Here is a 24,879-nt window from a genome sequence, read left to right on the forward strand (position 1 = left end):
TTCAGACACTCCATCACCTGAACCTGATCACGCCACCTCAACCCGCATCGGCTGATTCATTTGAAAAAACTCATGCAACCCGCGCATCGCAGGTAACTCCAGCGCCTGGGCGGCATAGCACAAACCCACCCGACGCGTCGGGGTCGGCAAGTGCATCGCACGAGTCGTCACCCGTGCCTGCCCGCTCACCAATGACTGCGGCAACAGCGCCACGCCAATGCCCGCAGCCACCATGTGCAGCGCCTGTTTCAACGAGCCGGCATGCCCCGCCACCGCCTCTGGCGAACGTCCGTACAGCGCCATCAAGCGTTGATGGGACGGGTGCTGTGGGCAGGTGATCCAGTCACTGATCGACGTCCAGGCTTGTCCGCTTTGCGCGATGGCCATCGGATGTCCCACCGGCAGCGCCATCACATAGGATTCCTCCCACAGCGGCAGGAACAACTCGTCCTCACAGCACATCTCCTCAACCGCCAGGCGCCCATCGCCGCGGCAGCCTTCTTCGAGCGTCAGCAACAGGTTGGGCAGTGCCTGTCGGGCCATGCGCACGAACGCTTCGACGTGACTATCGGCAATATCGCCTTCGATGCCCAAGGTCAGCGGCGTGCGGTTTTCCTGGCCGAGGAACAACCGGCTCAAGGCTTGCGCATCCGCCACCATCCGCAGGGCCTGTGGGTACAGGACCCGCGCTTCATCACTGACATCAACGCCACGGGGCTGACGCACGAACAGCCGGGCGCCCAACTCCTCTTCGAGCTGCTTGATGGTTACCGACAGGGTCGGCTGGCTGACGAACAATCGCCGGGCCGCGAGGGTGATGTTGCGCTCCTCGAACACCGCGAGAAAGGCTGTGAGGTGGCGGATATCCATAGGCAGTTCCGATGGCAGACAGAGAAATAAGGCATTTTTCAGCTACAGCAGCGATAAATATACTGCGCGTCACGTTGAGTTATTTGTTTTTCTGATTTCAGGAGTCCAGCCATGGGTAAGCCATTGATCATCATCACCGGGGCCAGTTCAGGCATTGGCGAAGCCGCCGCTCGCTTGCTGAGTGCAGCCGGCCATCCGCTGTTACTGCTGGCCCGGCGGGTCGAACGCCTGCAAGCGCTCGATTTGCCGAACACCCTCAGCCGTCGCGTCGACATCACCGACCGCCCGACCCTGCTCGCCGCCGTGGCCGAAGCCGAAGCACAGTTCGGCCCGGCCGATGCGCTGATCAACAACGCCGGGGTAATGCTGCTGGGCGAGATGAGCAAACAGGACCCGGCACAGTGGGACCAGATGCTCGACGTCAATGTGAAAGGCCTGCTCAATGGCGTGCACGCGGTGGTGGCCGGGATGATCGAGCGCAAACACGGCACGATCATCAACGTCAGCTCGGTGGCCGGGCGTAAGACATTCCCCAACCACGTGGCCTACGTCGGGACCAAATTCGCGGTACATGGCCTGTCGGAAAACCTGCGGGAAGAACTGTCACCGCATAACGTGCGAGTCATCACCATCGCACCGGGCGCCGTAGAAACCGAACTGCTCGGCCACACCACCGATGAAGCGATCAAGACCGGTTACCAGGCCTGGAAACAGGACATGGGCGGTACCGTATTGAGCGCCGAAGATGTCGCATCAGCCATCGCGTTTGCGTACCAGCAACCGCAGAACGTGTGCATTCGCGAGATCGTGATGGCGGCGACACGGCAGCAAAGTTGAAGGTCGTGCGGGTTTGATTGTGCAGAGATGGCGTACACCTGTGGGTGATTGGTCGGCTGTCAGGCCGCCATCGTTGCGATGCGGCGCCCCGACAAGCCAGCTCCCACAGAAAAGCAAAGCGGCGCACACCCACCTGCTCCTCACCACTCATCAGGCCGAGCGTTAGCTCGCCTGCAGCTTTTGATCTACCCGCCCCTTCGGAAGGCTGAGTGGAGGTGTTCATCCGGGGAGTGGCGCGCAGCGCCGTTCGACGCAGTCGAACACGCTGCATGTAGGTTGAAGCGAAGCCAACCGGAGGGCAGTGTCCCCGGATGGACACCGCAGCGAAGGAACCCCGAGCCCCAGCGAGGGGCCGGACGCTCGGGGCGAGCCTTTTTTTGCTTATCTTTTTTTTGGCGTCTGAAAAAAAAGTAAGTCGCCGTAAGGGCGAAACCATCGGCGGCCGTTACCGCAGCAACGGATATGTACACAATCAACCAGGAGCCCGGTCGGCCCAAAGGCCGCCGATACACCTCATATCACCTCAACCCCCTGAGCCGCCCCTCGATAAACCGCCGCTCCGGCTCCTGCCGGGTCAACGCCAGCGCCCGTTCATACGCCTGCCGCGCCTGCTCCACCCGCCCCAACTGCCGACAAAACTCCGCCCGCGCCGAATGGGCCAAGTGGTAATCCTGCAGCTCACCGCGATCCAGAATCGCCTCGACCAGCGCCAGTCCCGCCAGCGGCCCATCCCGCTTCGACAGGGCCGCGGCGCGGTTCAACTCGATCACCGGTGAAGGTACGGCGCGCAGCAACACGTCATACAGCCCGACAATCTGCGCCCAATCGGTTTGCTCCACCGACGGTGCTTCGGCATGCACCGCCGCAATCGCCGCTTGCAGGCAATAGGGACCGAATCGCCGTGTGCCCAACGCCCGCTCCACCAACGCACTGCCTTCAGCGATCATCTGACTGTCCCACAGCGTTCGGTCCTGCTCATCCAGCAGGATCAGTTCGCCACTCGAAGACGTGCGCGCCGGACGCCGCGATTCGTGCAACAGCATCAGCGCCAGCAGCCCAATCACCTCCGGCTCCGGCAACAATTCCATAAGCAAACGACCGAGTCGAATGGCTTCACGGGTCAAGTCTTCGCGGGTCACCTGCGCGCCGATGGACGCCGAATACCCTTCGTTGAACACCAGGTAAATCACCCGCAACACACTGTCGAGGCGTTCGGGCAGTTCCGCCAGGGTTGGCACCTGATAAGGGATTTTCGCGTCACGGATTTTCGCCTTGGCGCGCACGATGCGCTGGGCGATGGTGGCCGGTGCCGAGAGGAAGGCCCGGGCGATTTCTTCCGTGGTCAGGTCACAGACTTCCCGCAGGGTCAGCGGCACCTGGGCGTCCGCCGCCAGTGCCGGGTGACAGCAGGTAAAAATCAGCCGCAGGCGGTCGTCTTCCACGTCCTCGTCACTCCAGTCGGCCTGCTCCAGTGCTTCCAGTTGAGCAATCAACAGCGGACGAGACGCGGCGAAGCGGGCGCGCCGGCGCAACACATCAATGGCTTTGAAGCGTCCGGTGGACACCAGCCATGCCCGCGGATTGTCCGGCACACCGTCCCGCTGCCAGCGCTCGACCGCAATGAAAAACGCCTCATGCAGGGCCTCTTCGGCGAGGTCGAAATCGCCGAGCAAGCGGATCAGTGTCGCCAGAATCCGTCGCGACTCTTCACGATAGACCTGCTCGACGCGCTCCTTGACCGGCAACGTCATTTCAAGGATTCAACTGACGAACGGGGCGCACTTCGACACAACCGACCCGGGCCGCCGGAATGTCACCGGCGACCTGGATGGCTTCATTGAGGTCCTTGGCGTCGATCAGGTAGAAGCCGGCCAATTGCTCCTTGGTTTCGGCGAACGGGCCGTCGGTGATCGACAGCTTGCCGTTGCGCATGCGCACGGTCGTGGCGGTCTGCACCGACTCCAGCGCCTCGGCGGCGACCATTCGGCCACTGCCCTGGATCGACTCGGCGTACGCCATGCACTCGGCGTCCTTCGGGCTTTCCGGCAACGAATGCAGCAGGTGCTCGTCGCTGTAGACCAGGCATAAATATTTCATGAGCTTCTCCAGGATCGAAGATCAACTATGGCCGTAGATTGGCCGTTTCGCGCGGCCTCCCGATCAACAGCCCGACGTTCAGGGCTGCAGGTTGAACAGGGCCGCGCCGCTCATCATGTCGAACGGGGCCGACCAGTGCTCGTGGACAATGCGCCATTGTCCGGCCTCGCGCCGGTAGCAGGCCGTCACGCGCATCCAGCACGCCTGGGTTTCACCCTTGTCATTGGTGCCGCCACAGTGGGCCAACCAATGGGCAAAGGCGATGTGTTCATCAGCCACGATGTTCATCTGGTCGAAGTCAAAGGTATGCGGGCCCTGGCACATTTCCATGCATTCCAGCCAATGCGCGCGGTAGGCGGCCTTGCCGCGAAACTGCAGCGCCTTGACCGCGTCATAGGAGACGATGTCCTCGGCATACAGGGCCATGATTTTCTCGACATCCTTGGCGATGACCGCCTGACGGTAGGTGTCGATCAGGGTCTGGATTTCGTGTGTGGCGTTCATGGTGGTTCTCCGTGGTTTTTATTGTGAAGACACCCCTAGTCGTCTGGCGATCCATCCAATCGACAGTCGAAATAAAAATAATCCAAGAACGCAAACTCGCTAGAATCCGAGGCTCATTTCCAATGGAAAAAGGACACTCCAGTGACTGCCCGACTCGTGCCTTACGAAAGCCTGAATGCGTTGCAACGCCAGCAGGTCGAGGCCATCGAAGTACACCCGGAACAAATCAGGTTTTCCGGTGACATCCACGGTGCATTGCACACCCTGCTGTCCAGGCCCGGCCCCGGCGTCAAAGGATTTGCCCTGTTGGCCGACGCGATTCCCGTGGCCTTCCTGCTGCTCAAACGCCCGCCGGCCTTGCCCGCCTGGGCCGACGAACACAGCGCCACCCTGCATGCCTTGCAAGTCGATCAGCGCGCCCAGGGCAAGGGGTATGGCAAGGCTTGCCTGCAAGACCTGCCCGAAGCGGCCCGCCAGGCCTGGCCGGAAATTCGCGGGCTGGAGTTGTCGGTGGACGCGGACAACGCCGCGGCCATTGCCCTGTATGCCAAATATGGTTTTGTCGACAGCGGCGAGGCGTACAAGGGGCGGATCGGCTATGAACGGCGGATGGGACTGGTTTTCTAGGTCCGTCACGCACCTGTAGGAGCAAGCTCGCTCCTACAGGGGATCTGCGTCGGGTTTAGAGACTGAGCACCATCTCATGCCACGCCATGCCGCCATGGTCCGACGCCGATGGCTTGACGTAGGCAAAGCCGAACCCGGCGTACAGCGGGATATGCCGCTCCTTGCACATCAGGTTGATGCTGGCCTTGCCCATTGCGCGCATGCGCTCGATGAACTCGCCCATCAAACGCTTGGCCAGTCCCTGCCTCTGAAAATCCGGATGCACCACCACCGACATGATCACCACATGGGGCCCGGCCGGGTCGTGGCCGATCAGCTCCTTGAACGCTTCGTCCGACATTTCCACTTCAAATGCCGCACCGGAATTGATGAAACCGGCGACCACGCCGTCCACTTCGGCAACGATGAAACCTTCGGGCCAGGTGGCGATGCGGGTGGCGATTTTTTCGCGGGTCGCGGCTTCGTCGCCCTCGTAGGCTAGGGTTTCGATGGCGTAGCAACGGTCCAGGTCGGCGGGCAGGACGTGACGGATGACGGTGTTCATGGCAACTCGGAATCAGCGATGGGAAAGCCGGGGATCATAAATCAGCCTCCCCATGACATCGAGAGACGAATCGTCGATACGTCTCTCGATGCGGCTGATCAGGCCTTGATCGGCAGCCAGATTTCCAGTGTTCCGGTTTTAAGCCTGGGGTTGAAATCTTCGCTGTAGCGTTCGAATTCCGGGGCGTCCGCCGCCTGATGCCCGGACTGGGGCAGCCAGGTATCGCAGATGTAGCGAAAGGTCTGCGACAGGGATTCCAGCAGCCCTTTATGTTCGAACACCGCGTAATACTGCGGCTGAATTTCAACCCAGCGGTATTGCTCGGGCAAATCGTCGAGCTTGCTGATTTCGACACCGGCGATGTAGTCAAAGCCACCCTTGCCATCGAAATTGCAGCAGACGCCGTAGGTGACTTCTCCCTTTTGACCCGGCACGTTACCGATGTGGGGAGTGAATTTTTCCCAGAGCGCGGGAATACCTGCGATGGTTTGCTGGGTGAAGGGAGCGCCAAGCCCTGCAATCAGCAGGAAGTGTCCGTGTTCGAAGCGGGGTTCCAACAATTCGACGCTTTTTTGCTCATCCATGACTCGACTCCTGGAAGGAAAAAGGGGTTCGGCTGGGAGTATAGAAGCCAAACCCGTTTCGCCCACTTACAGCGCGTGCAACTGCTCGACGGCGGCCGCACCGACAAACTCGTTGTAGCCGGAAAGGATCACGTACACCGCGAAATAGCAGAAGATCGCCGCCGATGCCATGTAGGAGTACCGCAGCAGCTTGTCGCCGAGCAACTTGCCACCATGGCTCGCGGCAAAGCACAGGCCGGCGGACCACAGCAAACCGGCGCAGAGAAAACCGCCGAGGAACAGCGCCGAACTGAGCGGGCCACCGCCGCCGGATCGCGCGATCAACGTGCCGCCCACGGCGGCAAACCAGAGAATCGCGCTGGGCGAGGACATGGCGAGGAAGATCCCGCGAAAAAACTCTTTGCGATGGGAGTTCTGCCCCACCTCGACCGTTTCGGCCATCAACGCTTCATGGTGGATCGCCGAATAAATCATCTTCGCCGCGAAATACACCAGCAACGCCGAACCACCGATCCACAGCACCCAACGCACGGTTTCGTACTGCAGCAACACCGTCATGCCCGCCAGCGCCAGCACCGCGTAGATCAGGTCGCCGACGCAGGTCCCCAGGCCCAGTGCAAAGCCTTGAAAATAGCCGCGCTGCATCGCCAGGGTGATCATGGCGATATTGGCCACGCCAATGTCCAGGCACAGCGAAAGGCTCAGCAAAAAGCCACTGGTGAATTCCATCGTTCCAGTTCCTTCGGAAAAATTTGTTTACATGGAGGCTGGACATTCTGCCACAGCAGACCGTAAATTCCGCACCAGGTCACCGCAGTGACCAGCGTCGCTCGGACGGTTCCGGGCGCTTACGTTATCCGAGGCAACAATGGCCGAACAAGGTTCGCCGCGCCGCTTTGCGCGCATAGATCGACTCCCTCCTTACGTGTTCAACATCACCGCCGAGCTGAAGATGGCCGCCCGTCGCCGTGGCGAAGACATCATCGACTTGAGCATGGGCAACCCCGACGGCGCCACGCCGCCGCACATCGTCGAGAAACTGGTGACCGTCGCCCAGCGCGAAGACACCCATGGCTACTCGACGTCCAAGGGTATTCCGCGCCTGCGCCGGGCGATTTCCAACTGGTACAAGGATCGCTACGAGGTCGACATCGACCCGGAAACCGAAGCCATTGTCACCATCGGCTCCAAGGAAGGCCTGGCGCATTTGATGCTGGCGACCCTCGACCAGGGCGACACCGTGCTGGTGCCGAACCCCAGCTACCCGATTCACATCTACGGTGCCGTGATTGCCGGCGCCCAGGTGCGCTCAGTGCCGCTGGTGCCGGGCGTGGATTTCTTCGCCGAACTGGAACGGGCTATCCGGGGTTCGATTCCGAAGCCGAAAATGATGATCCTCGGCTTCCCGTCCAACCCCACCGCACAATGTGTGGAACTGGATTTCTTCGAGCGGGTGATCGCACTCGCCAAGCAGTACGACGTGCTGGTGGTGCATGACCTGGCCTACGCCGACATCGTCTACGACGGCTGGAAAGCCCCCTCGATCATGCAGGTGCCGGGCGCCAAGGACATTGCGGTGGAATTTTTCACCCTGTCCAAGAGCTACAACATGGCGGGCTGGCGCATCGGTTTCATGGTCGGCAACCCGGAACTGGTCAACGCCCTGGCGCGGATCAAGAGTTATCACGACTACGGCACCTTCACCCCACTGCAAGTCGCAGCGATTGCGGCGCTCGAAGGCGACCAGCAATGCGTGCTCGACATCGCCGAGCAATACCGCCAGCGCCGTAACGTGTTGGTCAAAGGCCTGCATGAGCTGGGCTGGATGGTCGAGAATCCAAAGGCGTCGATGTACGTCTGGGCCAAGATTCCCGAGGCTTATGCCCACCTGGGTTCACTGGAGTTCGCCAAGAAACTGCTGGCCGAAGCCAAGGTCTGTGTCTCGCCAGGCGTGGGTTTTGGTGAGTACGGGGATGATCACGTGCGCTTCGCGCTGATCGAAAACCAGGACCGGATCCGTCAGGCCGTGCGCGGGATTCGCGGGATGTTCCGGGCCGATGGGTTGATCGCCAAATCCAGCACCTGACAGAAAACCCTGTAGGAGCGAGCCTGCTCCCACAAATAAATCACCCACAAAAAAACCGCATCGCTGCGGTTTTTTTGTGTCTGGCGTTTAGGTTAAACGAACAACGACAACAACAGAATGAAGCCCAGGCCCACCACCGACAGGATGGTTTCCATTGCGGTCCAGGTCTTGAAGGTTTCTGCCACGGTCATGTTGAAGTACTGCTTCACCAGCCAGAAACCGGCGTCGTTGACGTGGGACAGGATCAACGAACCGGCACCGGTGGCCAGCACCAGCAGCTCACGGTTCACGCCCGGAATCATCCCCACCACCGGCACCACGATGCCCGCGCCAGTGATGGTCGCCACGGTCGCCGAACCAGTCGCGATGCGGATCACCGCTGCCACCAGCCACGCCAGCAGGATCGGCGAGATCTGTGCGTTCACCGCCATGTGGCCGATCACGTCACCCACACCGCTGGTCACCAGCATCTGCTTGAAGCCACCGCCGGCACCGATGATCAGAATGATCGCGGCGGTCGGCGCGAGGCTCGCGTCCAGCCACTTCATCATTTGGCTGGAACCGATACCCTGCTTGTAGCCGAAGGTGTAAAGCGACAGCAGCAAGGCCAGCAGCAAGGCCGAGATCGGGTGACCGATCAGGTCCATGAAGGTGCGGAAGAAGTTGCCATCGGGCAGCACCACGTCGGCAAAGGTCTTGAGCAGCATCAGGAACACCGGCAGCAGCACGGTTACCAATGTGATGCCGAAGCTCGGCAGTTCAGCCGAATCGGTTTCGCGTGCCAGTTGATCCACCAGCTCCTGGTTCGGATGGCCAGGGATGTGCTTGGCAATGAACGTACCGTAGATCGGGCCTGCAATGATCGCGGTAGGCAGCGCCACGATCAGGCCATACAGAATGGTTTTACCGATGTCGGCGCCGAACACGCCAATCGCCAGCAGCGGACCCGGGTGCGGTGGCACCAGCCCGTGGACGGCGGACAGACCGGCCAGCAGCGGGATGCCGATCTTGATGATCGACACGCCGGTACGCCGGGCCACGATGAACACCAGCGGAATCAGCAACACGAAGCCGATTTCGAAGAACAGCGGGATGCCCACGAGGAACGCGGCGAACATCATTGCCCACTGCACTTTGTCCTTGCCGAAGGCGCGGATCAGGGTCTGGGCGATCTGGTCCGCCCCGCCCGACTCGGCCATCATTTTGCCGAGCATGGTGCCCAGCGCGAGGATGATCCCGACGAAACCGAGCACGCCACCGAAGCCGTCCTGGAACGCCTTGATGATGGTGCCGATCGGCATGCCGGAGGTCAGCCCGAGGAAGGCGGCGGCGATGATCAGGGCAAGAAAGGGATGCAACTTGAACTTGGTGATCAGAACGATAAGCCCGATCACCGTGACCACTGCATCGAGCAGCAGGAACGTCTCGTGGGACATGCCAAACATTAGGGGTGTCTCCTGGTTGTTGTTGTTATTGAAGCGGGTAATTCGAAAGCCATAAGGACAGCGCTATCTCTAAAAGCAAAATTAGCCGGCACGCTTCAGGCCGTGCCCGAGCCACCAGTGGTGCGCCTGCACGGCCAACTCATCGACACTGTGGGTCGACGCATCGAGGGCCAGGGTCAAGGGCTCGCCGACGGGGGACTCGAGGGTGGCGAACTGGCTGTCGATCAAGGTCGACGGCATGAAGTGGCCCGGCCGGTGGGAGACACGGTCGGCGGCGACTTCCGGAGTCAGTTCAAGGAATACAAAACCCAGGCCCGGCAAGGCATTGCGCAGGCGTTCGCGGTAAATGTGCTTGAGCGCCGAGCACGTCAATACCGGGCGCTGGCCCAGGGCGTCGACGCGACGCAACTCATCGCACAGACTGTCGAGCCAGCCGGCACGGTCTTCATCATTCAGGGGGATGCCCGCGCTCATCTTTTCGATATTGGCGGCAGGGTGAAAAGAGTCGCCTTCAATGGCAGTGGCGCCGCTGAGCTGGCACAGGGCTTCGCTGACGCAGGTCTTGCCGCAACCGGCAACGCCCATGATGACCAGGGCGGTGATGGGATGATTCATGTAACACCTCAGCGCGCAGACAGCGCTACCTTTGCCAGTTATGACACTAGACCAAAAGTAGAAGTTGCCGACGCCTTCTTGTCATTTTTGTGGGTTGCAGCATGTTCGTTCCCAACACCAAAAAGCGAGGATCAGGCAAACCCTCGCTCACGCATTTGCAGCTGCATCGAGACAGCGCTACCTTAGTGCCTTGAATTTTGTTTGGCAAGCCATCGATGACCTCAACCAAAAACGATAAAAACACACGAACCACTGGCCGCCCTACGCTCAACGAAGTTGCCCGCCTGGCAGGTGTCAGTCCGATTACCGCTTCGCGCGCCCTGCGCGGCGTCAGCACCGTGGCCGCCGAACTGGTGGAAAAAGTCCAGAAAGCGGCGCTTGAACTGAATTATGTGGTCAACCCGGCTGCCCGCGCCCTGGCCTCGGCCCAGAGCCATTCGGTGGTGGTGTTGGTGCCGTCGTTGTCCAACCTGCTGTTCATCGACACCCTGGAAGCCATTCATCGGGTGTTGCGCCCCAAGGGCTTCGAAGTGCTGATCGGCAACTTCCACTATTCCCGCGACGAAGAAGAAAACCTGCTGCGCAACTACATGGCCTACCAGCCGCGCGGCTTGCTGCTAACCGGTTTCGACCGCACTGAAAGTTCGCGGCGGATGATCGAAGCGAGCAACATTCCCTGCGTCTACATGATGGAGCTCGACAGCGCCGCCGGAGTCAATTGCGTAGGCTTTTCACAACTGGCTGCCGGCGAAACGGCGGCCGAACACCTGCTGTCCCGCGGGCGCAAGCGCCTGGCCTACATCGGCGCGCAACTCGACCAGCGCACGCTGCTGCGCGGCGAAGGTTTCCGCAAGGCCCTGCAAAAGGCCGGTTTGTATGACCCGGCCCTGGAAGTGCTGACGCCACGCGCCTCCTCGGTCGGCCTGGGCGGCGAACTGTTCCTGCAACTGCTCGCCAGTCACCCCGATGTCGATGCGATTTTCTTCGGCAACGACGACCTGGCCCAGGGTGCATTGCTCGAAGCCATGCGCTGCGGGATCAAGATTCCCGAGCAGGTGGCGATTCTCGGCTTCAACGACCTGCCCATGTCGGAACACATGGTCCCGCGCCTGAGCAGCATCAACACCCCGCGCGAGGCAATCGGTCGTCGTGCGGCAGAGCAGATGCTGACGTTGATGGCCGGCAACATCGTGGCCAAACCGGTGCAGGACATGGGGTTTGAGTTGAAGGTGCGCGAGAGTACTTAATATTCCCTACGGGGACACGGATCAAAAATTCGCCGTGTCCGCCATTTCAGAATCAGTCCCGGTTCGAACTGGCAGGAGTAAGAATCACCCACTATCCAGATTGACCATTGCGCCGTCACCGATACTCATACTGTTCGAAGAACAAGATGCAGAACATTGGGGTATGCAAGGCGACACTCCGGCTGCAGTATGGATTTTGGTTATCCGGTTAATGTATTACTCCCTTCAAAAAATCCAGAGAATCATGGCAGCCAACCCAGAAAGACGAACCACCCATAATTAATCGGAGCTAAAAAGACGAACGTGATGAATGCAAGCGCCAGACTCAATCGCAACGCTGCCACGAAAGGAATTCTTCCCATTTCGATAGCGAGAACAATCGGCGAAGCCTGGTAAGGCAAGAGCGGCGTAGAAAAGCCGATCACTTGCATCATTAGAACACTCAGTAATGGCAAACCAGACGCGGTAGCCATCGACTGTGCCAAGGGCGTAAACAACGCTGGCACCCCATTCGCTGTCACCACAAAATTGAGCAGTGTGGATAAACCTACGATTGAGGCATAGCTGTGGAATGGTGAGGTCGGGTCCAAAGGTGCAAGGGCGAGTACTTCATTGCCTATTAATGCACCGAGTCCGGTGTGCCCAACAAGTGCGGCGAGTCCGAGGATTGCCGCGACATAGATAGCGGTCCGATAATTGACCTCCTGACCAAATTCCTCACTGGATACGAATCCCACCCGTGGCAGGAGGCATAGGCAAGCGGCTACGAGACCAACCCATGCCGGAGAAATACCGTGCAAAGAGTCGGTAAGCCAGAGTCCGAGCGTTGTCAAAAGAAGAAGTCCCAACCTCTTTTCCTCAGGACTCCAAGGGCGAGAAGGTTCCAACGCTATGCTTTTTTTCACTTTATCTGGAAACAACCAGACGACACATGCACAGAGTGCAAGTCCCTTCATAAAGCCAAGTACCGGCGCGTGCAATATCAGATAAGGCAAATAAGATAGTTGCAGGCCGTACGTGGTATCGATCGCACCCGCCATGACAAGATTTGGAACATTCGCAGGCAGAATGGACGCCGAAAGCTGAAAGGTTCCAAAGCCGACAGCGAGTGAGAGACCTATACGTCCTGGACTCTTATCCCCGAACCCCACTCGGTCCGCAAGCGCCAGGACAATCGGCATCAGAAGTGCAATACGCCCCATGTTGGAAGGCATAACAAAGGCAAGCATGTACGTGAGGCCAACAATACCAAAGACCATTTGCGCATACGATCTGGAAAGATAAGCCGCGAGCCCCCCCGCACATCGAGAGGCCAAACCCGTCTTGCGAATGGCAATTCCAATGACATAGCCACTGATAACGAGCCAGAACGCGGCGGAGGTAAACCCGGAGAAGACCAACGAGGCGGGAGCCACATGGAGAATCATCGCGAACGCAAAAAACAAAAGTGCAGTCAGGTATTCTGGAAGCCCGCGTGTTGCCCATAGTGTGATTGTCACAGCCACCAAACCGGCCACTGCAATCAGTTGCATATCCATGTTGCCTTCCTTTATTTCGCAGACCTGGTTTACTTCTTGAGCTACTAAGACTCTACCGCCTGACTTTATCCCGACCGAATCACTGACGGCATCTTTAATTCAAAAGAAGGATGGCGCCACCCGAACGATATGTCTAATATTTAAAAAAATATCAAATTAGTATTTTTGGAGTCCTAATTGGAACTCAGACATCTACGATACTTCGTCGTCACAGCCCAAGCCGAGAATTTCACGCGAGCAGCCGAACAACTTGGAATTGCCCAACCCCCGCTTGGGCAGCAGATACGTGATTTGGAAGATGAAATAGGTACGCCGCTTTTTCACCGTGTAGGACGCGGCGTCATACTCAGTGACGCAGGTAAGGCATTTCTGATATCGGCACACGATATTCTTGCGCGTGCCGAGGACGCTCAAAAAAATGCGCGCCGTGTTGCGCGAGGTGAGGTTGGCTCATTGAAGCTGGGCTTCACCGAATCCGCCTCATTTAACGATACCGTTACAGGCTTGATCAGGCGTTACCAGCAACAGCACCCCAAGGTGGAGGTAAACCTGGAAGAAAACGATAGCGAATCGCTCATTTCCAGGCTCGGTCATGGCGACATTGACGCAGCCTTTGTCAGGCCACCCTTTGCTATGGGCGGCGACATTGACTTCATCACCTTATCCGAAGAACCACTTATTGTTGTCCTGCCTGATGGGCACTCATTAATGTCACGCAAGGAACTGTCGCTTGCTGATTTACGGCAGGAGAATTTCATTCTGTATTCGCGCAAATCCGGTTATGGGCTAAGTGCAGATATCGTGGCCGCCTGCCGTCAATTTGGATTCAATCCGACCATCCGCCAGCAGGCCCCCCAACTATCGTCCGCTGTAAACCTGGTATCTGCGGGAATGGGTATTGCGGTAGTACCCGAATCAATGCAGCGAATTGATCGCGATGGCCTGCACTACAGAGCGCTTCGGCTTGATTGGCCCAAGGCTGTACTTGGACTGGCCACGCGAAAAGCAAATCGGTCTGCAGTCGTCGACGATCTGATTACTTCGGCAAGAATCGAAACTTCGTAAATAGATCCTCCGATACAAACCATGCTATTCCGAGCTGCAACTACCTGCCCAGTATCAGTAACGCGCCTGAAGTATCCAGGCGGCGAAAACCAATCCCTGAATCGACAGCGAAACAACACGACAAAATTCTGATGGCATAAGTCAGCGGATTCCGGTTTAGCCGTAGACAAACTGCAAGAAACCATCGCTTGCGAAGGTCTGCTGACCTCCTTTTCGCAAGAGCGTTTCCACCCGGCATTCCGGTGCGGTTCATCTGAATGTCGAAGCGACTTATACCCGCCCTGCCGGCCCAGTCTTGAGCCGACTTGATGTCACTCGTGGACAGGCACACTATTAGTTTCCCGAAGCCATGATTCGCTAACGGAGCAGCAACATGGAACATGCACTGAAGATCCTCGGTAAAGCCTCGTCGATCAACGTCCGCAAGGTCTTGTGGACGTGCGAGGAACTGGGCCTGTCCTACGAGCGTGAGGATTGGGGCAGCGGTTTTGCCTCGACCCACAGCCCTGAGTTTCTGCGGCTCAATCCCAATGCAAAGGTGCCGGTGATCATCGATGAGAACGGGGCGCTGTGGGAATCCAACACCATCTGCCGCTACCTGGCCGGCAAACACCACCATCACCATGCCGAGCTGCTGCCCACCGAACCGACCGCGCGGGCCCGGGTGGAACAGTGGATGGATTGGCAGGCGATTGAGCTCAATCCGTCCTGGAGCCATGCATTCATGGCGTTGGTGCGCAAGGACCCGGAATTCCAGGACCCGCATCGACTGGACGTCAGTGTGCGCGACTGGAACCAGAAGATGGGCATCCTCGAACATCAGCTGGCAACCACCCAGGCTTATGTGGCCGGGCCCACATTCACCTTGGCCGATATCGTCATCGGGCTGTCGGTCAATCGCTGGTTGATGACACCGATCGAGCGCCCCGATTACCCGGCCATCGATGAGTATTTCAGGCGTTTGGCGCAGCACCCCGGTTTTCTCAAGCATTGCTGCAACGGCTTGCCTTGAGCACTCCGTGTGCCAGTGTGCATCGGTGTCGGCACGGCGGTCGAACCCTGCCGCCTGACGGCAAGGCTTGACCGCAAACGTCCGATATTCGCCGGACAAAACAAATTAAGCATTTGATATTTAAGATATTTATCTTATCGGCATATTAATTGCTCAACACACTGCACCGCCAATACCTACAAGGTCTATTTATCATGCTGGTCAGTGCAAAATTAAACCAGGTGACGCCACTGCCCAAACGGCCCGGTGAAAATCCAAACGCCGACGCCGCTGCCGGGCTTCAGAGCGGCCTTCAAGGCGCCATGATGCAAGCGCTGCAAAGCAATGTGCAGACGCAAACCGCGCAAGCCAGCGAGCAGGTACAGGCATCCGCCACACAACTCGCCACGCAACAGGTCAGCCAGGCCAGTAAAATCAGTGACAACGTTGATGAAGCGTTCGCCAAGACCCGCGTGAATCTGCAGGCAACGACGGCAAGCGTACCGGCCGACACCCAGAACAAGGTCGGCAGTGGCTCGGCCACCGACGAATTCAAGGACTATATGAGCAAAACGCCTGAACAGCGTTTGCGCGACAGCATTCTGAAAGAGATGGGCCTGACGGAGGACCAGGTAAAAGCCATGCCTCCTGAGCAACAGTTGGCGATTGGCAAAGAAATCGCCGAGCGCATGCAGGACAAGGTGAAACTGGCGCAGGCCGAGAAAGACAACGGCAGCAGCGATAAAGGCAGCAGCCAGGTGGTCGACAAGTTCCTCGCTTCGCTTTAATGGCGCCGCAATAAAAAGGGGCCCTCTTACCGGGCCCCTTTGCATTTGACCGCAATCAATTCAACTGCAAGGTCGAATTGAACTGGCTGATGGCATCCACCACGTGCCGCGAGCCCTGTTGAATCTCCAGAATCACCTCCCCCGCCTCATTCGCCAGCTCTACCCCAAGCCCGGTTCGACTCAAGCTCGACTGCATGCTGGACACAGCACTGACTGACAAATCGTGGTTCTTGCGCACCACTTCGACAATTTCCACCGTGGCCTGGCTGGTGCGTGCCGCCAGGCTGCGCACTTCATCGGCCACCACCGCGAAGCCACGTCCATGCTCGCCGGCGCGGGCGGCTTCGATGGCGGCATTGAGGGCCAGAAGGTTGGTCTGATCGGCAATCCCGCGAATGGTCTGAACAATGGTGCCGATGATGTCGGACTGTTTGCTGACGGCCTCGATGCTCACCGCTGCTTCGTTCAAGTCGCGGGAAATGTCCTGGATGATCTGCACTGTTTGCTGCACCACTTCGGACCCTTTGCGCGCGCAGGCATCGTTTTGTACCGAGGTGCTGTGGGCCGATTCCGCGGCCGTTTGCAGGGTAGTGACCTGCTCGGTGATGTTGCTGGCGAACTTCACCACTTTGTACAGCCGGCCCTTGGTGTCGAACAGCGGGTTGTAGGACGCTTCCAGATAAACCATATGGCCGAACTTGTCCTTGCGTTCGAATCGGTGCGAGTGATATTCGCCGCGATTGAGTGAGGCCCAGAACGCTCTGTAGTTGGGCGATTCACTTTCGCTGCGGTGGCAAAACAAACTGTGATGCTGGCCGACGATTTCATTGAGCGAGTAGTGCATGGTCTTCAAGAAGTTGTCGTTGGCCGTGATCACCTTGCCTTCGGGGGTGAATTCGATCACCGCCATGGAGCGCCCGATCGCGGCGAGCATGCTCTCGTCTTCGTGCTCTTTGTAAACCCTCGCCGAAATGTCGCTGGCGATTTTAATCACACTGCTCACTTGCCGATCAGGACCGTAGACCGGCATGTAGCTGGCTTCGAGCCAGATCTCCTTGCCGCTCTTGTTCAAGCGTGAAAAGGTGCCACTGACGGGCTCGCCACGGGCCAGGTCGCGCCACAACTTGGCGTACTCTTCGCTGCGGTAAAACGCCTCTTCGCAAAATATCCGGTGGTGCTTGCCGCGTACTTCTTCGACGCTGTAACCCATGGCGCTGCAAAAGTTGTCGTTGGCATCGAGCACAATGCCGTCCGGGGTAAATTCAATCATCGCCATCGAACGGCTGATGGCGGCCAACTTGGCATTGACCTCGCTCAGCGCACAACTGAAACGTTCGATTTCCTGCAGGTCAGCCTTGTGATGTAGGTTGAACATGTTCGTACCACCTTGAGCGCGGTCTTTTGATTAATGAAAGTTGCTGATCTTTCAAATCCACCACTACGTTCCACAGAACAGGTACACGCGCCCCTCCACGGGAAGGACTTGTCAGGTGATAAATGATGTTTAATCGGAGGGTCCCTTTAGTGACACTCTTATCAAGACATCCTTCTCTTGATCGCCCGGATTCGGGCCAGCCCTAACCTACTCAAAAGCAAACTCCCTTTACCCGATTGCTCCATTTTGCCAAGCCTGGGTGCCTTGCAATGCGCACTCTCACGGTTGAACGCCGGTCACCCGGAAGCCACCGACATGGTTAGTTACAGATGAGCATAGACAGCCGTCATGGCTAAGCAAGGCCACTAGTCGGCCAGCATTGAGGACAAAATCGGTTCAGCCTTGGTGTGACTGAGAAGGCATCCCAAACAGGGATCGGTGGGCAGCATCGGAGTCATGAGGCATGGCGTTGCCCGGATCGGGATCATTTCCCTTCTGTGCAACGACGCCGGGGTTTCTTGCAGATTTTTTCTTCACTGGACGAACAGCGGGAGCCCTTGGACCGGGCTCCCCGATCACGGGATCAATGACCGAAAATATCGACTTTCTTGGCCTTCTTGTCCGCACGCTTCTCGATGGCGGTTTTTGCCGGTTTTTTCTTCGCTGCTTTCTTTGAATCCATACCTTTGGACATGATGCGTACTCCACTCACACGGGATGTGAGATCAGGTATACACCTATCCTTGGGGTCGCGTTGTTTTATAATCGCCCGCTTTGCACACCGACAGTCCGGTCCCATGCCCAGCACTCAGTACACCCGGCTCGATGAGCCTTTATGGCCATTGATGAACAAGTTTTATCGCGCCCACCAATCGTCGATGAAGGCAGTCCGCGACGCGCAATTGTGGGTCGCCCGGCGTGACGAAATCGTCGGGGCATTGTGCTTGCGGCCGGTGTCCGGCGGGCATTGGCTGACGGGGTTGTTTGTCGATCCGGCCTGTCGCGGGAAAGGCATCGCTGCTGCGTTGATCGCTGCCGCGGTGAAGGACGCCGAAAGCCCGGTCTGGCTGTTCTGCCACCCGGACTTGCGCGGTTTTTATGAGCATCGCGGCTTTGCCTTCGATCCACCGATGCCCTATGCCATGACAGAGCGCCTGAGCCGTTACGCGCGCAGCAAACCGATGATCGCGATGGGCCTGGAACCGCTGGTCAGGGCCACAGGGTAACCGGTGAGTCGGCGTGAGTGACGATAGCGTCGAGATCACCTGTGGGAGCACGTTCGCGCCCACAGGGGTCTTGTTAAGGATTCAATCGTCGGCGTTCGGATCAAGGTCCGGAAACATCACCTCGGTAAAACCGAACTTGCTGAAATCGCTGATGCGCGACGGGTATAACCGGCCGATCAGGTGATCACACTCATGCTGCACCACACGCGCATGAAAACCCGAGGCGATGCGCACGACGGGCTCGCCCTTGGGATCGAAGCCTTCATAGCGGATGTGTTGATAACGATCCACGGCGCCGCGCAAACCGGGCACCGACAGGCAGCCTTCGAAACCTTCTTCCAGCGTCGGACTCAGCGGCGTGATCAAGGGATTGATCAGGATCGTCTGCGGCACGGCTTCGGCTTCCGGATAACGCTCGCTGTGCTCGAAGCCGAAGATCACCAGTTGCAGGTCGACGCCGATTTGCGGCGCGGCGAGGCCAACACCGCCCACGCTTTCCATGGTCTGGAACATGTCGTCGATCAATTGCCACAGTTGCGGGCTGTCGAACATCTCGGCCGGCACCGGCGGGGCAATGCGCAGCAGGCGTTCATCGCCCATTTTCAGAATTTCACGGATCATGGTCAGGCTTCGTCAGTGGTCGGTTTGAGCGAGTGGTCCCGGCCCAGTCCCGACACATGGTGTTTGGGTTCGATGCCCGGGCTGTGTTTGCCGGGGACTTTTTCGCCCGGGTCCTTGCCTTCCTTGGACATGTGCTCGATCACCGCATTCATCTCGGCACCGAGCAACAGCACCGCAGAAGAAATATAGAAATACAGCAACAGCACGATGATCGCGCCGATACTGCCATACATGGCGTTGTAGTTGGCGAACTCCTTGACGTAGAAACCGAAGCCCAGGGACGCGATGATCCACACCACCACGGCCAGTACCGAGCCGGGGGTGATGAAGCGGAACTCCTGTTTGACGTCGGGCATCACGTAGTAGATCAGCGCCACGGCCACCATCAACAGAATCACGATCACCGGCCAGCGGGCGATGGTCCAGAGCGTGACAATGAAATATTCGAGGCCGACTTGCGCCGCGATCCAGCTCATCACTTGCGGCCCGAGGACCATCAATGCGGCGGCGATCAACAGCATGCCGGCGACGCCGACGGTGTAGATGATCGACAGCGGAAAACGCTTCCACGCCGGTCGGCCTTCGACCACATCGTAGGCGGCGTTCATCGCACTCATCATCAGCCGCACGCCGGCAGAGGCCGTCCACAGGGCGATCACGATACCCACTGAAAGCAGCCCACCCTTGGACTGCTGGAGCTGGTCGATCACCGGGTTCACCTGCTCCAGGGCCTGGGGCGGCAGTACCAGTTCAGATTGCAGGCGCAGCCAGGAGAAGAAGTCCGGCAGGTGCAGGAAGCCGATCAGGGCGATCAGGAACAGAATGAACGGAAACAGCGAAAACAGCATTTGATAGGCCAGCGCCGAGGCATAGGTCGACATCTCGTCGTCGATGAACTCGGTGACCGTGCGCACCATCACACGGTGCAAGGGCAGACCTTTCATGTCCGGGAAAATCATTAGCGTCTCCTTTCGCCGCAAACAAAATGGTGGGTTAAGTCGTGGCGACTCAAGGGCCGTTTACTACTTCAAAATACTCTAGCTGGCGACTTTGAAACAATTTCAGCCCTCAAGTTCAGGCTGACACAAAAACGGCCATCCGCGGATGGCCGTTTCTTACCTTTATTAAAGGCTGGGTTATGCCTTGTCGATGCCTTTCTTCAATGCATCCTTGGCTTTGCCAACGGCTTGCTGGGCTTCGCCTTTCTTTTCCTGCATCACGCCTTCGGCGCGCATTTTGTCGTTACCGGTGACTTTGCCCACGCCCTGCTTGACGTTACCGGCCGCTTCGTTGGCCATGCCTTTTACTTTATCGCCAGTGCTGCTCATGGTGTTTCTCCTGTGAACATCTCGATGAAAAAGGTCGTTACACAAGGTTGACCGGAGGCGTTTGCACGGAGTTTCATTTATTTTCAGCCCGACATTTCATCGTTCAGCGCAGGTTGGGCTTTATGTTTGCCCGTCAACCCCCGAGAATGCGCAACGTATTCAGGCCATGGCGCTGAAGATCCAATCCCGTAGGAATGTTATGAAACTCGATAAAAAGCAGGCCATTGCCCGCAGAAACCAGGAACTCGGCGGTGCAGTGCTTGGCGTCAACAACTGCCACTTCACCGAATTGAACCGCAACCGCAACATCTGGTGGTTCGATATTCCGGTCGCGCGTCTGGCCATTGGTCAGTACGAGTGGATTCACCTGCTGATGCACACCCCGGAAACCGATGAACTGTTGCACCTGAAAGTGCCGACGGTGTTCCTGCGCGAGAAACTCGAAGGCCTGGTGGTGCGCAACCAGGGCAAGCGCAAGGCCGCATTGAGCCTGGAACTGAGCGCCGACAAGGACTCGTACCTGCAGGACATGCGCCCGGCGGGCACCAACGTCAATTTCGCGCCGTTCCGCCAATAACCCTCGCCACAAGAGCACTAACAAAAAGCCCCGCGTCTGCGGGGCTTCTTGATTAAGCGGCGTTCTTCGCCTTGATCTTCTTCAACTCTTCATCGCGCAACTCGCGACGCAGGATCTTGCCAACGTTGGTGGTCGGCAATGCATCGCGGAACTCCACGGAGCGCGGCACCTTGTAGCCGGTGACGTTGGCGCGCATGTGCTCCATCACCTGCTCCTTGGTCAGCGTCACGCCTGGCTTGGCGACGATGAAGATCTTGATCGCCTCCCCCGATTTCTCGTCCGGAATGCCGATGGCCGCGCATTGCAACACGCCCGGCAAGGTTGCCAGTACATCTTCGAGTTCATTCGGGTAAACGTTGAAACCGGACACCAGGATCATGTCTTTCTTGCGATCGACAATGCGCATGTAGCCATCCGGCTGGATCAGCGCAATGTCCCCGGTCTTCAACCAGCCTTCGCTGTCGAGGATTTCATCGGTCGCGTCCTGACGCTGCCAGTAGCCCTTCATGACCTGCGGACCTTTCACGCACAGTTCGCCGATTTCGCCCATTGGCTGTTCAACACCGGCATCGTCGATGACTTTGCACAGGGTCGAGGGCACCGGAATGCCGATGGTGCCGATCTGAATGTTCTGGATCGGGTTGACTGTCGCCACCGGGCTGGTTTCGGTCATGCCGTAGCCTTCGCAGATGGCGCAACCGGTGACGGCTTTCCAGCGCTCGGCCGCCGCCAGTTGCAGGGCCATACCGCCGGACAAGGTCACTTTCAGCGCCGAGAAGTCCAGCTTGCGGAAGCCTTCGTTATTGCACAGGGCCACGAACAGGGTGTTGAGGCCGACGAAACCGCTGAACTTCCACTTCGACAGTTCCTTGACCATCGCCGGCAAGTCGCGCGGGTTGCTGATCAGGATGTTGTGGTTGCCGATCAGCATCATCGCCATGCAGTGAAAGGTGAAGGCATAGATGTGGTACAGCGGCAGCGGCGTGATCAGGATCTCGCAACCTTCATTGAGGTTGGAGCCCATGAGCGCCTTGCACTGCAGCATGTTCGCCACCAGGTTGCGGTGGGTCAGCATGGCGCCCTTGGCCACGCCGGTGGTACCGCCGGTGTATTGCAACACCGCCACGTCGCTGCTGGCCGGGCTGGCTTCCGCCACTGGCTGGCCATGCCCCTTGCTCAACACATCATTGAACTTGACGGCTTTTGGCAGGTGGTACGCCGGGACCATCTTCTTCACATATTTGATGACGCTATTGATCAGCAGGCGCTTGAGCGGTGGCAGCAGGTCGGCCACTTCGGTGACGATCACGTGCTTGACGCCGGTTTTCGGCACGACGGTCTCGGCCAGGTGCGCCATGTTGGCCAGGCACACCAGGGCCTTGGCACCGGAATCGTTGAACTGGTGTTCCATTTCCCGCGCGGTGTACAGCGGGTTGGTATTGACCACGATCAAGCCCGCGCGGATGGCACCAAAGACGGCAACCGGGTATTGCAGCACGTTGGGCAGTTGCACGGCGATTCGATCGCCCGGCTGCAAATCGGTATGCTGTTGCAGGTAAGCCGCAAAGGCACCGGACAATTCGTACAGTTCACCGTAGGTGATTGTCTTGCCCAGGTTGCTGAACGCCGGCTTGTTGGCGAAGCGTTGGCAGGATTGCTTCAACACTGCCTGAATATTCGGGTACTCGTCTGGATTGATGTCGGCAGCAATTCCAGCTGGGTACTTATCCTTCCAAAAGTCTTCGTTCATGGAAGCCCACTCCTCAGCAACGCGAATTCAGCACCGCATTTGATGCGATTATTATTGGTGTGTTTATTGGTGAGTCTGGCTTTTTACAAGGCCGAGAAGTCACAAAGCGCGCCGAGAGTAGCAGCTTTGCCAAGGGTCGACTAGAGCCAAAAGCGGCCTCTACGGTCACTTTTGTGACTCAAGAATGACAAGCAGTCATTTTAGAGCAAAAATTCTATAAAGTGCTGAAAGCCCCGAAAAACGGGGCTTAAATCAATGCAGGAGCGAGCCTGCTGGCGAAAAACTGGAGGCCGTTGCGGGGCATCTGAGTTTACGCGTCATCGTTCAAGACCATCGCGAGCGGGCTCGCTCCTACAGGATCCACGCAAAGCGGGGTCATTCATCGATCAAGCGATATCACGCAACTCCCGCCGCAAGATCTTGCCCACCGGCGTCATGGGCAACGACTCACGCAACACGATGTGCTTGGGCACTTTGTACGCCGTGAAGTTTTCCTTGCAGTACGCCTTCAGCTCTTCAAGGCTGACCCCCGTTTCACGGGCCACCACAAACAACTTCACCGCTTCGCCCGAGCGCTCGTCCGGCACCCCGATGACCGCGCAGTTGGCGACTTTCGGGTGGGCCATGACCACGTCTTCAATCTCGTTCGGGTACACGTTGAAACCCGAAACGATGATCATGTCCTTCTTGCGATCGACGATACGCACAAACCCGTCCGGGTCGATCACGGCAATGTCGCCGGACTTGAACCAGCCCTCGGCATCCAGCACTTCGGCGGTGGCTTCGGGCTTCTGCCAGTAGCCTTTCATGATCTGCGGGCCTTTGATGCACAGCTCGCCGCGCTCGCCCAACGGCTGCTCGACGCCTTCATCGTTGATGACCTTCAGCGTGGTGCCCGGCACCGGCAAGCCAACCGTGCCGATGCGCGACTGGTCGCCATAGGGGTTGGTGCAGGCCACCGGCGAGGTTTCCGTCAGGCCGTAGCCTTCGGTGATCCGACACCCGGTCATTTGCTCCCAGCGCTCGGCGGTGGCCTTGACCAGTGCGGTGCCGCCGGAGTTGGTGAGTTTGAGGCTGGAGAAATCCAGGGTCTTGAAATCCGGGTGATCCATCAGCGCGACAAACAGCGTGTTGAGCCCCAGTAATGCCGAGAACCGCCAGTTTTTCAGCTCCTTGATAAAGCCGCCGATGTCCCGTGGATTGGTGATCAGCACGTTGTGGTTGCCGGTCACCATCATGCACATGCAGTTCGCCGTGAAGGCATAGATGTGGTAAAGCGGCAGCGGCGCGATCATCACTTCCTGACCTTCGCGCAGCAGCGGGTGGCCATCGACAGCGGTCTGACTGAGGCAGGCCCGCGCCTGCTGCATATTGGCCACCAGGTTACCGTGGGTCAGCATCGCGCCCTTGGCCAGGCCGGTGGTGCCACCGGTGTATTGCAGCACCGCGATGTCATCGAGGCCGGCGTTCAACGGCTTGATCCCCAGGCCCCGGCCCATGCGCAGTGCACTCTTGAAGGAAATCGCCTGGGGCAAGTGATAGGCCGGGACCATTTTCTTGACCTTGCTCACCATGGTATTGACCAGCCAACCCTTGGCGGTCGGCATCAGGTCGCCCATCTTCGCTTCGATCAGGTACTGCAGGTCGGTGTCAGGCACTACTTCCTGGACTTTGGCACCAAACATGTTCAGGTACACCAGCGCCCGGGCACCGGAGTCCTTGAACTGATGACGCATCTCCCGCGCGGTGTACAGCGGGTTGGTGTTGACCACGATCAACCCGGCGCGCAAGGCACCGAACACGGCGATCGGGTAATGCAGGACGTTGGGCATCTGCACCGCGATGCGATCCCCCGGCACCAGGTCGGTGTGGGCTTGCAGGTAACCGGCGAAGGCGGCGCTGTAGCGTTCCAGCTCAGCGTAGGTCAGGGTGACACCCATGTTGCTGAACGCCGGGCGATCAGCAAACTTCTTGCAGGAACGTTCGAACACCTCGATCACCGACTTATAGGCGCCCGCATCAATGTCCAGGGGCACGCCGGCCGGGCGTTTGTCATTCCAGAAATCAGGTTGCATTGTTCTTGTCCTCTTTACCTGAACCTATCCGGGCCACTTTTCTGTCTCTGTCATTTCTTAAAAGCAGAAAGCGAAAAGCGGAGCTTCAC

The 24,879-nt window shown here is 58.3% G+C and carries 25 protein-coding genes and 1 pseudogene; 9 read left to right on the forward strand and 17 right to left on the reverse strand.

The annotated features are described in order from the left end of the window. Positions 1-27 precede the first annotated feature (27 nt). Positions 28-870, reverse strand: a complete 843-nt coding sequence (locus AC1Q6D_RS27415) for a LysR family transcriptional regulator (RefSeq protein WP_103406751.1) — start codon at positions 868-870, stop codon at positions 28-30. Between the two features lie 111 nt (positions 871-981). On the opposite strand from AC1Q6D_RS27415, the gene AC1Q6D_RS27420 reads away from it, so the two are divergent. Then, positions 982-1,707 (forward strand): SDR family oxidoreductase, encoded by a 726-nt coding sequence (locus AC1Q6D_RS27420; RefSeq protein ID WP_103406750.1) that lies wholly within the window; start codon positions 982-984, stop codon positions 1,705-1,707. A 518-nt stretch (positions 1,708-2,225) separates the two neighbouring features. On the opposite strand, the gene AC1Q6D_RS27425 is transcribed toward AC1Q6D_RS27420, so the two are convergent. The 3 genes from AC1Q6D_RS27425 to AC1Q6D_RS27435 form a co-directional block, all read right to left on the reverse strand. Beyond that, positions 2,226-3,458: an RNA polymerase sigma factor gene (locus AC1Q6D_RS27425; RefSeq protein ID WP_103406546.1), complete on the reverse strand. Its 1,233-nt coding sequence runs from the start codon at positions 3,456-3,458 to the stop codon at positions 2,226-2,228. Position 3,459: 1 nt separating this feature from the next. After that, positions 3,460-3,804, reverse strand: a complete 345-nt coding sequence (locus AC1Q6D_RS27430; protein ID WP_047532413.1) for a YciI family protein — start codon at positions 3,802-3,804, stop codon at positions 3,460-3,462. Positions 3,805-3,882: 78 nt separating this feature from the next. Beyond that, positions 3,883-4,308, reverse strand: coding sequence for a YybH family protein (locus tag AC1Q6D_RS27435; protein ID WP_103406545.1), 426 nt, complete (start codon positions 4,306-4,308; stop codon positions 3,883-3,885). Positions 4,309-4,449: 141 nt separating this feature from the next. Here AC1Q6D_RS27435 and AC1Q6D_RS27440 point away from each other — a divergent pair, with 141 nt between their 5' ends. Continuing rightward, positions 4,450-4,935 carry a GNAT family N-acetyltransferase gene (locus AC1Q6D_RS27440; protein WP_103406544.1) on the forward strand — a complete coding sequence of 162 codons (486 nt, stop codon included), beginning with the start codon at positions 4,450-4,452 and terminating at the stop codon, positions 4,933-4,935. A 55-nt stretch (positions 4,936-4,990) separates the two neighbouring features. Here AC1Q6D_RS27440 and AC1Q6D_RS27445 read toward each other — a convergent pair whose 3' ends face one another. The 3 genes from AC1Q6D_RS27445 to AC1Q6D_RS27455 all read right to left on the reverse strand — a co-directional run bounded on the left by AC1Q6D_RS27445 (position 4,991) and on the right by AC1Q6D_RS27455 (position 6,792). Beyond that, positions 4,991-5,479 (reverse strand): GNAT family N-acetyltransferase, encoded by a 489-nt coding sequence (locus tag AC1Q6D_RS27445; protein WP_103406543.1) that lies wholly within the window; start codon positions 5,477-5,479, stop codon positions 4,991-4,993. Positions 5,480-5,577: 98 nt separating this feature from the next. Beyond that, positions 5,578-6,063: a GyrI-like domain-containing protein gene (locus tag AC1Q6D_RS27450; protein ID WP_103406542.1), complete on the reverse strand. Its 486-nt coding sequence runs from the start codon at positions 6,061-6,063 to the stop codon at positions 5,578-5,580. Between the two features lie 66 nt (positions 6,064-6,129). After that, a complete protein-coding gene (locus AC1Q6D_RS27455; protein ID WP_090464530.1) occupies positions 6,130-6,792 on the reverse strand; it encodes a LysE family translocator in 663 nt (220 codons plus the stop codon). Positions 6,793-6,931: 139 nt separating this feature from the next. Here AC1Q6D_RS27455 and alaC point away from each other — a divergent pair, with 139 nt between their 5' ends. Continuing rightward, positions 6,932-8,149: an alanine transaminase gene (gene alaC / locus AC1Q6D_RS27460; protein WP_103406541.1), complete on the forward strand. Its 1,218-nt coding sequence runs from the start codon at positions 6,932-6,934 to the stop codon at positions 8,147-8,149. A gap of 92 nt (positions 8,150-8,241) precedes the next feature. Here alaC and AC1Q6D_RS27465 read toward each other — a convergent pair whose 3' ends face one another. Together AC1Q6D_RS27465 and AC1Q6D_RS27470 are read right to left on the reverse strand one after the other, a co-directional pair. Continuing rightward, positions 8,242-9,594, reverse strand: a complete 1,353-nt coding sequence (locus AC1Q6D_RS27465; RefSeq protein WP_047532425.1) for a GntP family permease — start codon at positions 9,592-9,594, stop codon at positions 8,242-8,244. Between the two features lie 81 nt (positions 9,595-9,675). After that, complete coding sequence (locus AC1Q6D_RS27470; RefSeq protein WP_103406540.1) at positions 9,676-10,209, reverse strand: gluconokinase; 534 nt, start codon at positions 10,207-10,209, stop codon at positions 9,676-9,678. 215 nt (positions 10,210-10,424) lie between these two features. Between AC1Q6D_RS27470 and gntR the strand changes: the two genes are divergently transcribed. After that, complete coding sequence (gene gntR, locus AC1Q6D_RS27475; protein WP_103406539.1) at positions 10,425-11,456, forward strand: HTH-type transcriptional regulator GntR; 1,032 nt, start codon at positions 10,425-10,427, stop codon at positions 11,454-11,456. Positions 11,457-11,698: 242 nt separating this feature from the next. Here the strand turns inward: gntR and AC1Q6D_RS27480 are convergent, their stop codons facing one another. After that, positions 11,699-12,994: an SLC13 family permease gene (locus AC1Q6D_RS27480; RefSeq protein ID WP_207291550.1), complete on the reverse strand. Its 1,296-nt coding sequence runs from the start codon at positions 12,992-12,994 to the stop codon at positions 11,699-11,701. Between the two features lie 177 nt (positions 12,995-13,171). On the opposite strand from AC1Q6D_RS27480, the gene AC1Q6D_RS27485 reads away from it, so the two are divergent. The 3 genes from AC1Q6D_RS27485 (at position 13,172) to AC1Q6D_RS27495 (ending at position 15,838) form a co-directional block, all read left to right on the forward strand. Then, positions 13,172-14,059 carry a LysR family transcriptional regulator gene (locus tag AC1Q6D_RS27485; RefSeq protein WP_103406538.1) on the forward strand — a complete coding sequence of 296 codons (888 nt, stop codon included), beginning with the start codon at positions 13,172-13,174 and terminating at the stop codon, positions 14,057-14,059. A 373-nt stretch (positions 14,060-14,432) separates the two neighbouring features. Further along, positions 14,433-15,071 carry a glutathione S-transferase family protein gene (locus AC1Q6D_RS27490; RefSeq protein WP_103406537.1) on the forward strand — a complete coding sequence of 213 codons (639 nt, stop codon included), beginning with the start codon at positions 14,433-14,435 and terminating at the stop codon, positions 15,069-15,071. Between the two features lie 194 nt (positions 15,072-15,265). Then, positions 15,266-15,838, forward strand: coding sequence for a hypothetical protein (locus AC1Q6D_RS27495; protein WP_103406536.1), 573 nt, complete (start codon positions 15,266-15,268; stop codon positions 15,836-15,838). Between the two features lie 55 nt (positions 15,839-15,893). Here the strand turns inward: AC1Q6D_RS27495 and AC1Q6D_RS27500 are convergent, their stop codons facing one another. Together AC1Q6D_RS27500 and AC1Q6D_RS27505 are read right to left on the reverse strand one after the other, a co-directional pair. Next, entirely contained in the window at positions 15,894-16,463 is a 570-nt protein-coding gene (locus tag AC1Q6D_RS27500) for a methyl-accepting chemotaxis protein (protein WP_404943291.1), read from the reverse strand. Next, a pseudogene (locus AC1Q6D_RS27505) lies at positions 16,437-17,213 on the reverse strand (PAS domain-containing protein); the annotation flags it as partial. The gene AC1Q6D_RS27500 and the pseudogene AC1Q6D_RS27505, both read right to left, overlap by 27 nt. A 797-nt stretch (positions 17,214-18,010) precedes the next feature. Between AC1Q6D_RS27505 and AC1Q6D_RS27510 the strand changes: the two are divergent. Beyond that, positions 18,011-18,439: a GNAT family N-acetyltransferase gene (locus AC1Q6D_RS27510; RefSeq protein WP_103406534.1), complete on the forward strand. Its 429-nt coding sequence runs from the start codon at positions 18,011-18,013 to the stop codon at positions 18,437-18,439. 81 nt (positions 18,440-18,520) lie between these two features. On the opposite strand, the gene def is transcribed toward AC1Q6D_RS27510, so the two are convergent. From def to AC1Q6D_RS27525, 3 genes are all read right to left on the reverse strand, one after another. Then, positions 18,521-19,060, reverse strand: coding sequence for a peptide deformylase (def, locus tag AC1Q6D_RS27515; protein WP_103406533.1), 540 nt, complete (start codon positions 19,058-19,060; stop codon positions 18,521-18,523). 2 nt (positions 19,061-19,062) lie between these two features. Beyond that, positions 19,063-20,019: a YihY/virulence factor BrkB family protein gene (locus AC1Q6D_RS27520; protein ID WP_103406532.1), complete on the reverse strand. Its 957-nt coding sequence runs from the start codon at positions 20,017-20,019 to the stop codon at positions 19,063-19,065. A 177-nt stretch (positions 20,020-20,196) separates the two neighbouring features. Continuing rightward, positions 20,197-20,388 carry a CsbD family protein gene (locus AC1Q6D_RS27525; protein ID WP_090324694.1) on the reverse strand — a complete coding sequence of 64 codons (192 nt, stop codon included), beginning with the start codon at positions 20,386-20,388 and terminating at the stop codon, positions 20,197-20,199. A gap of 199 nt (positions 20,389-20,587) precedes the next feature. On the opposite strand from AC1Q6D_RS27525, the gene AC1Q6D_RS27530 reads away from it, so the two are divergent. Further along, positions 20,588-20,965 carry a hypothetical protein gene (locus tag AC1Q6D_RS27530; protein WP_090324700.1) on the forward strand — a complete coding sequence of 126 codons (378 nt, stop codon included), beginning with the start codon at positions 20,588-20,590 and terminating at the stop codon, positions 20,963-20,965. A 52-nt stretch (positions 20,966-21,017) separates the two neighbouring features. Here AC1Q6D_RS27530 and fadD1 read toward each other — a convergent pair whose 3' ends face one another. Both fadD1 and fadD2 read right to left on the reverse strand, forming a co-directional pair. Next, complete coding sequence (gene fadD1, locus AC1Q6D_RS27535) at positions 21,018-22,715, reverse strand: long-chain-fatty-acid--CoA ligase FadD1 (RefSeq protein ID WP_103406531.1); 1,698 nt, start codon at positions 22,713-22,715, stop codon at positions 21,018-21,020. A 386-nt stretch (positions 22,716-23,101) separates the two neighbouring features. Next, positions 23,102-24,790 (reverse strand): long-chain-fatty-acid--CoA ligase FadD2, encoded by a 1,689-nt coding sequence (fadD2, locus tag AC1Q6D_RS27540; protein ID WP_103406530.1) that lies wholly within the window; start codon positions 24,788-24,790, stop codon positions 23,102-23,104. Positions 24,791-24,879: the final 89 nt, after the last annotated feature.

The sequence above is a fragment of the Pseudomonas sp. MT92 genome (genome assembly GCF_058792515.1).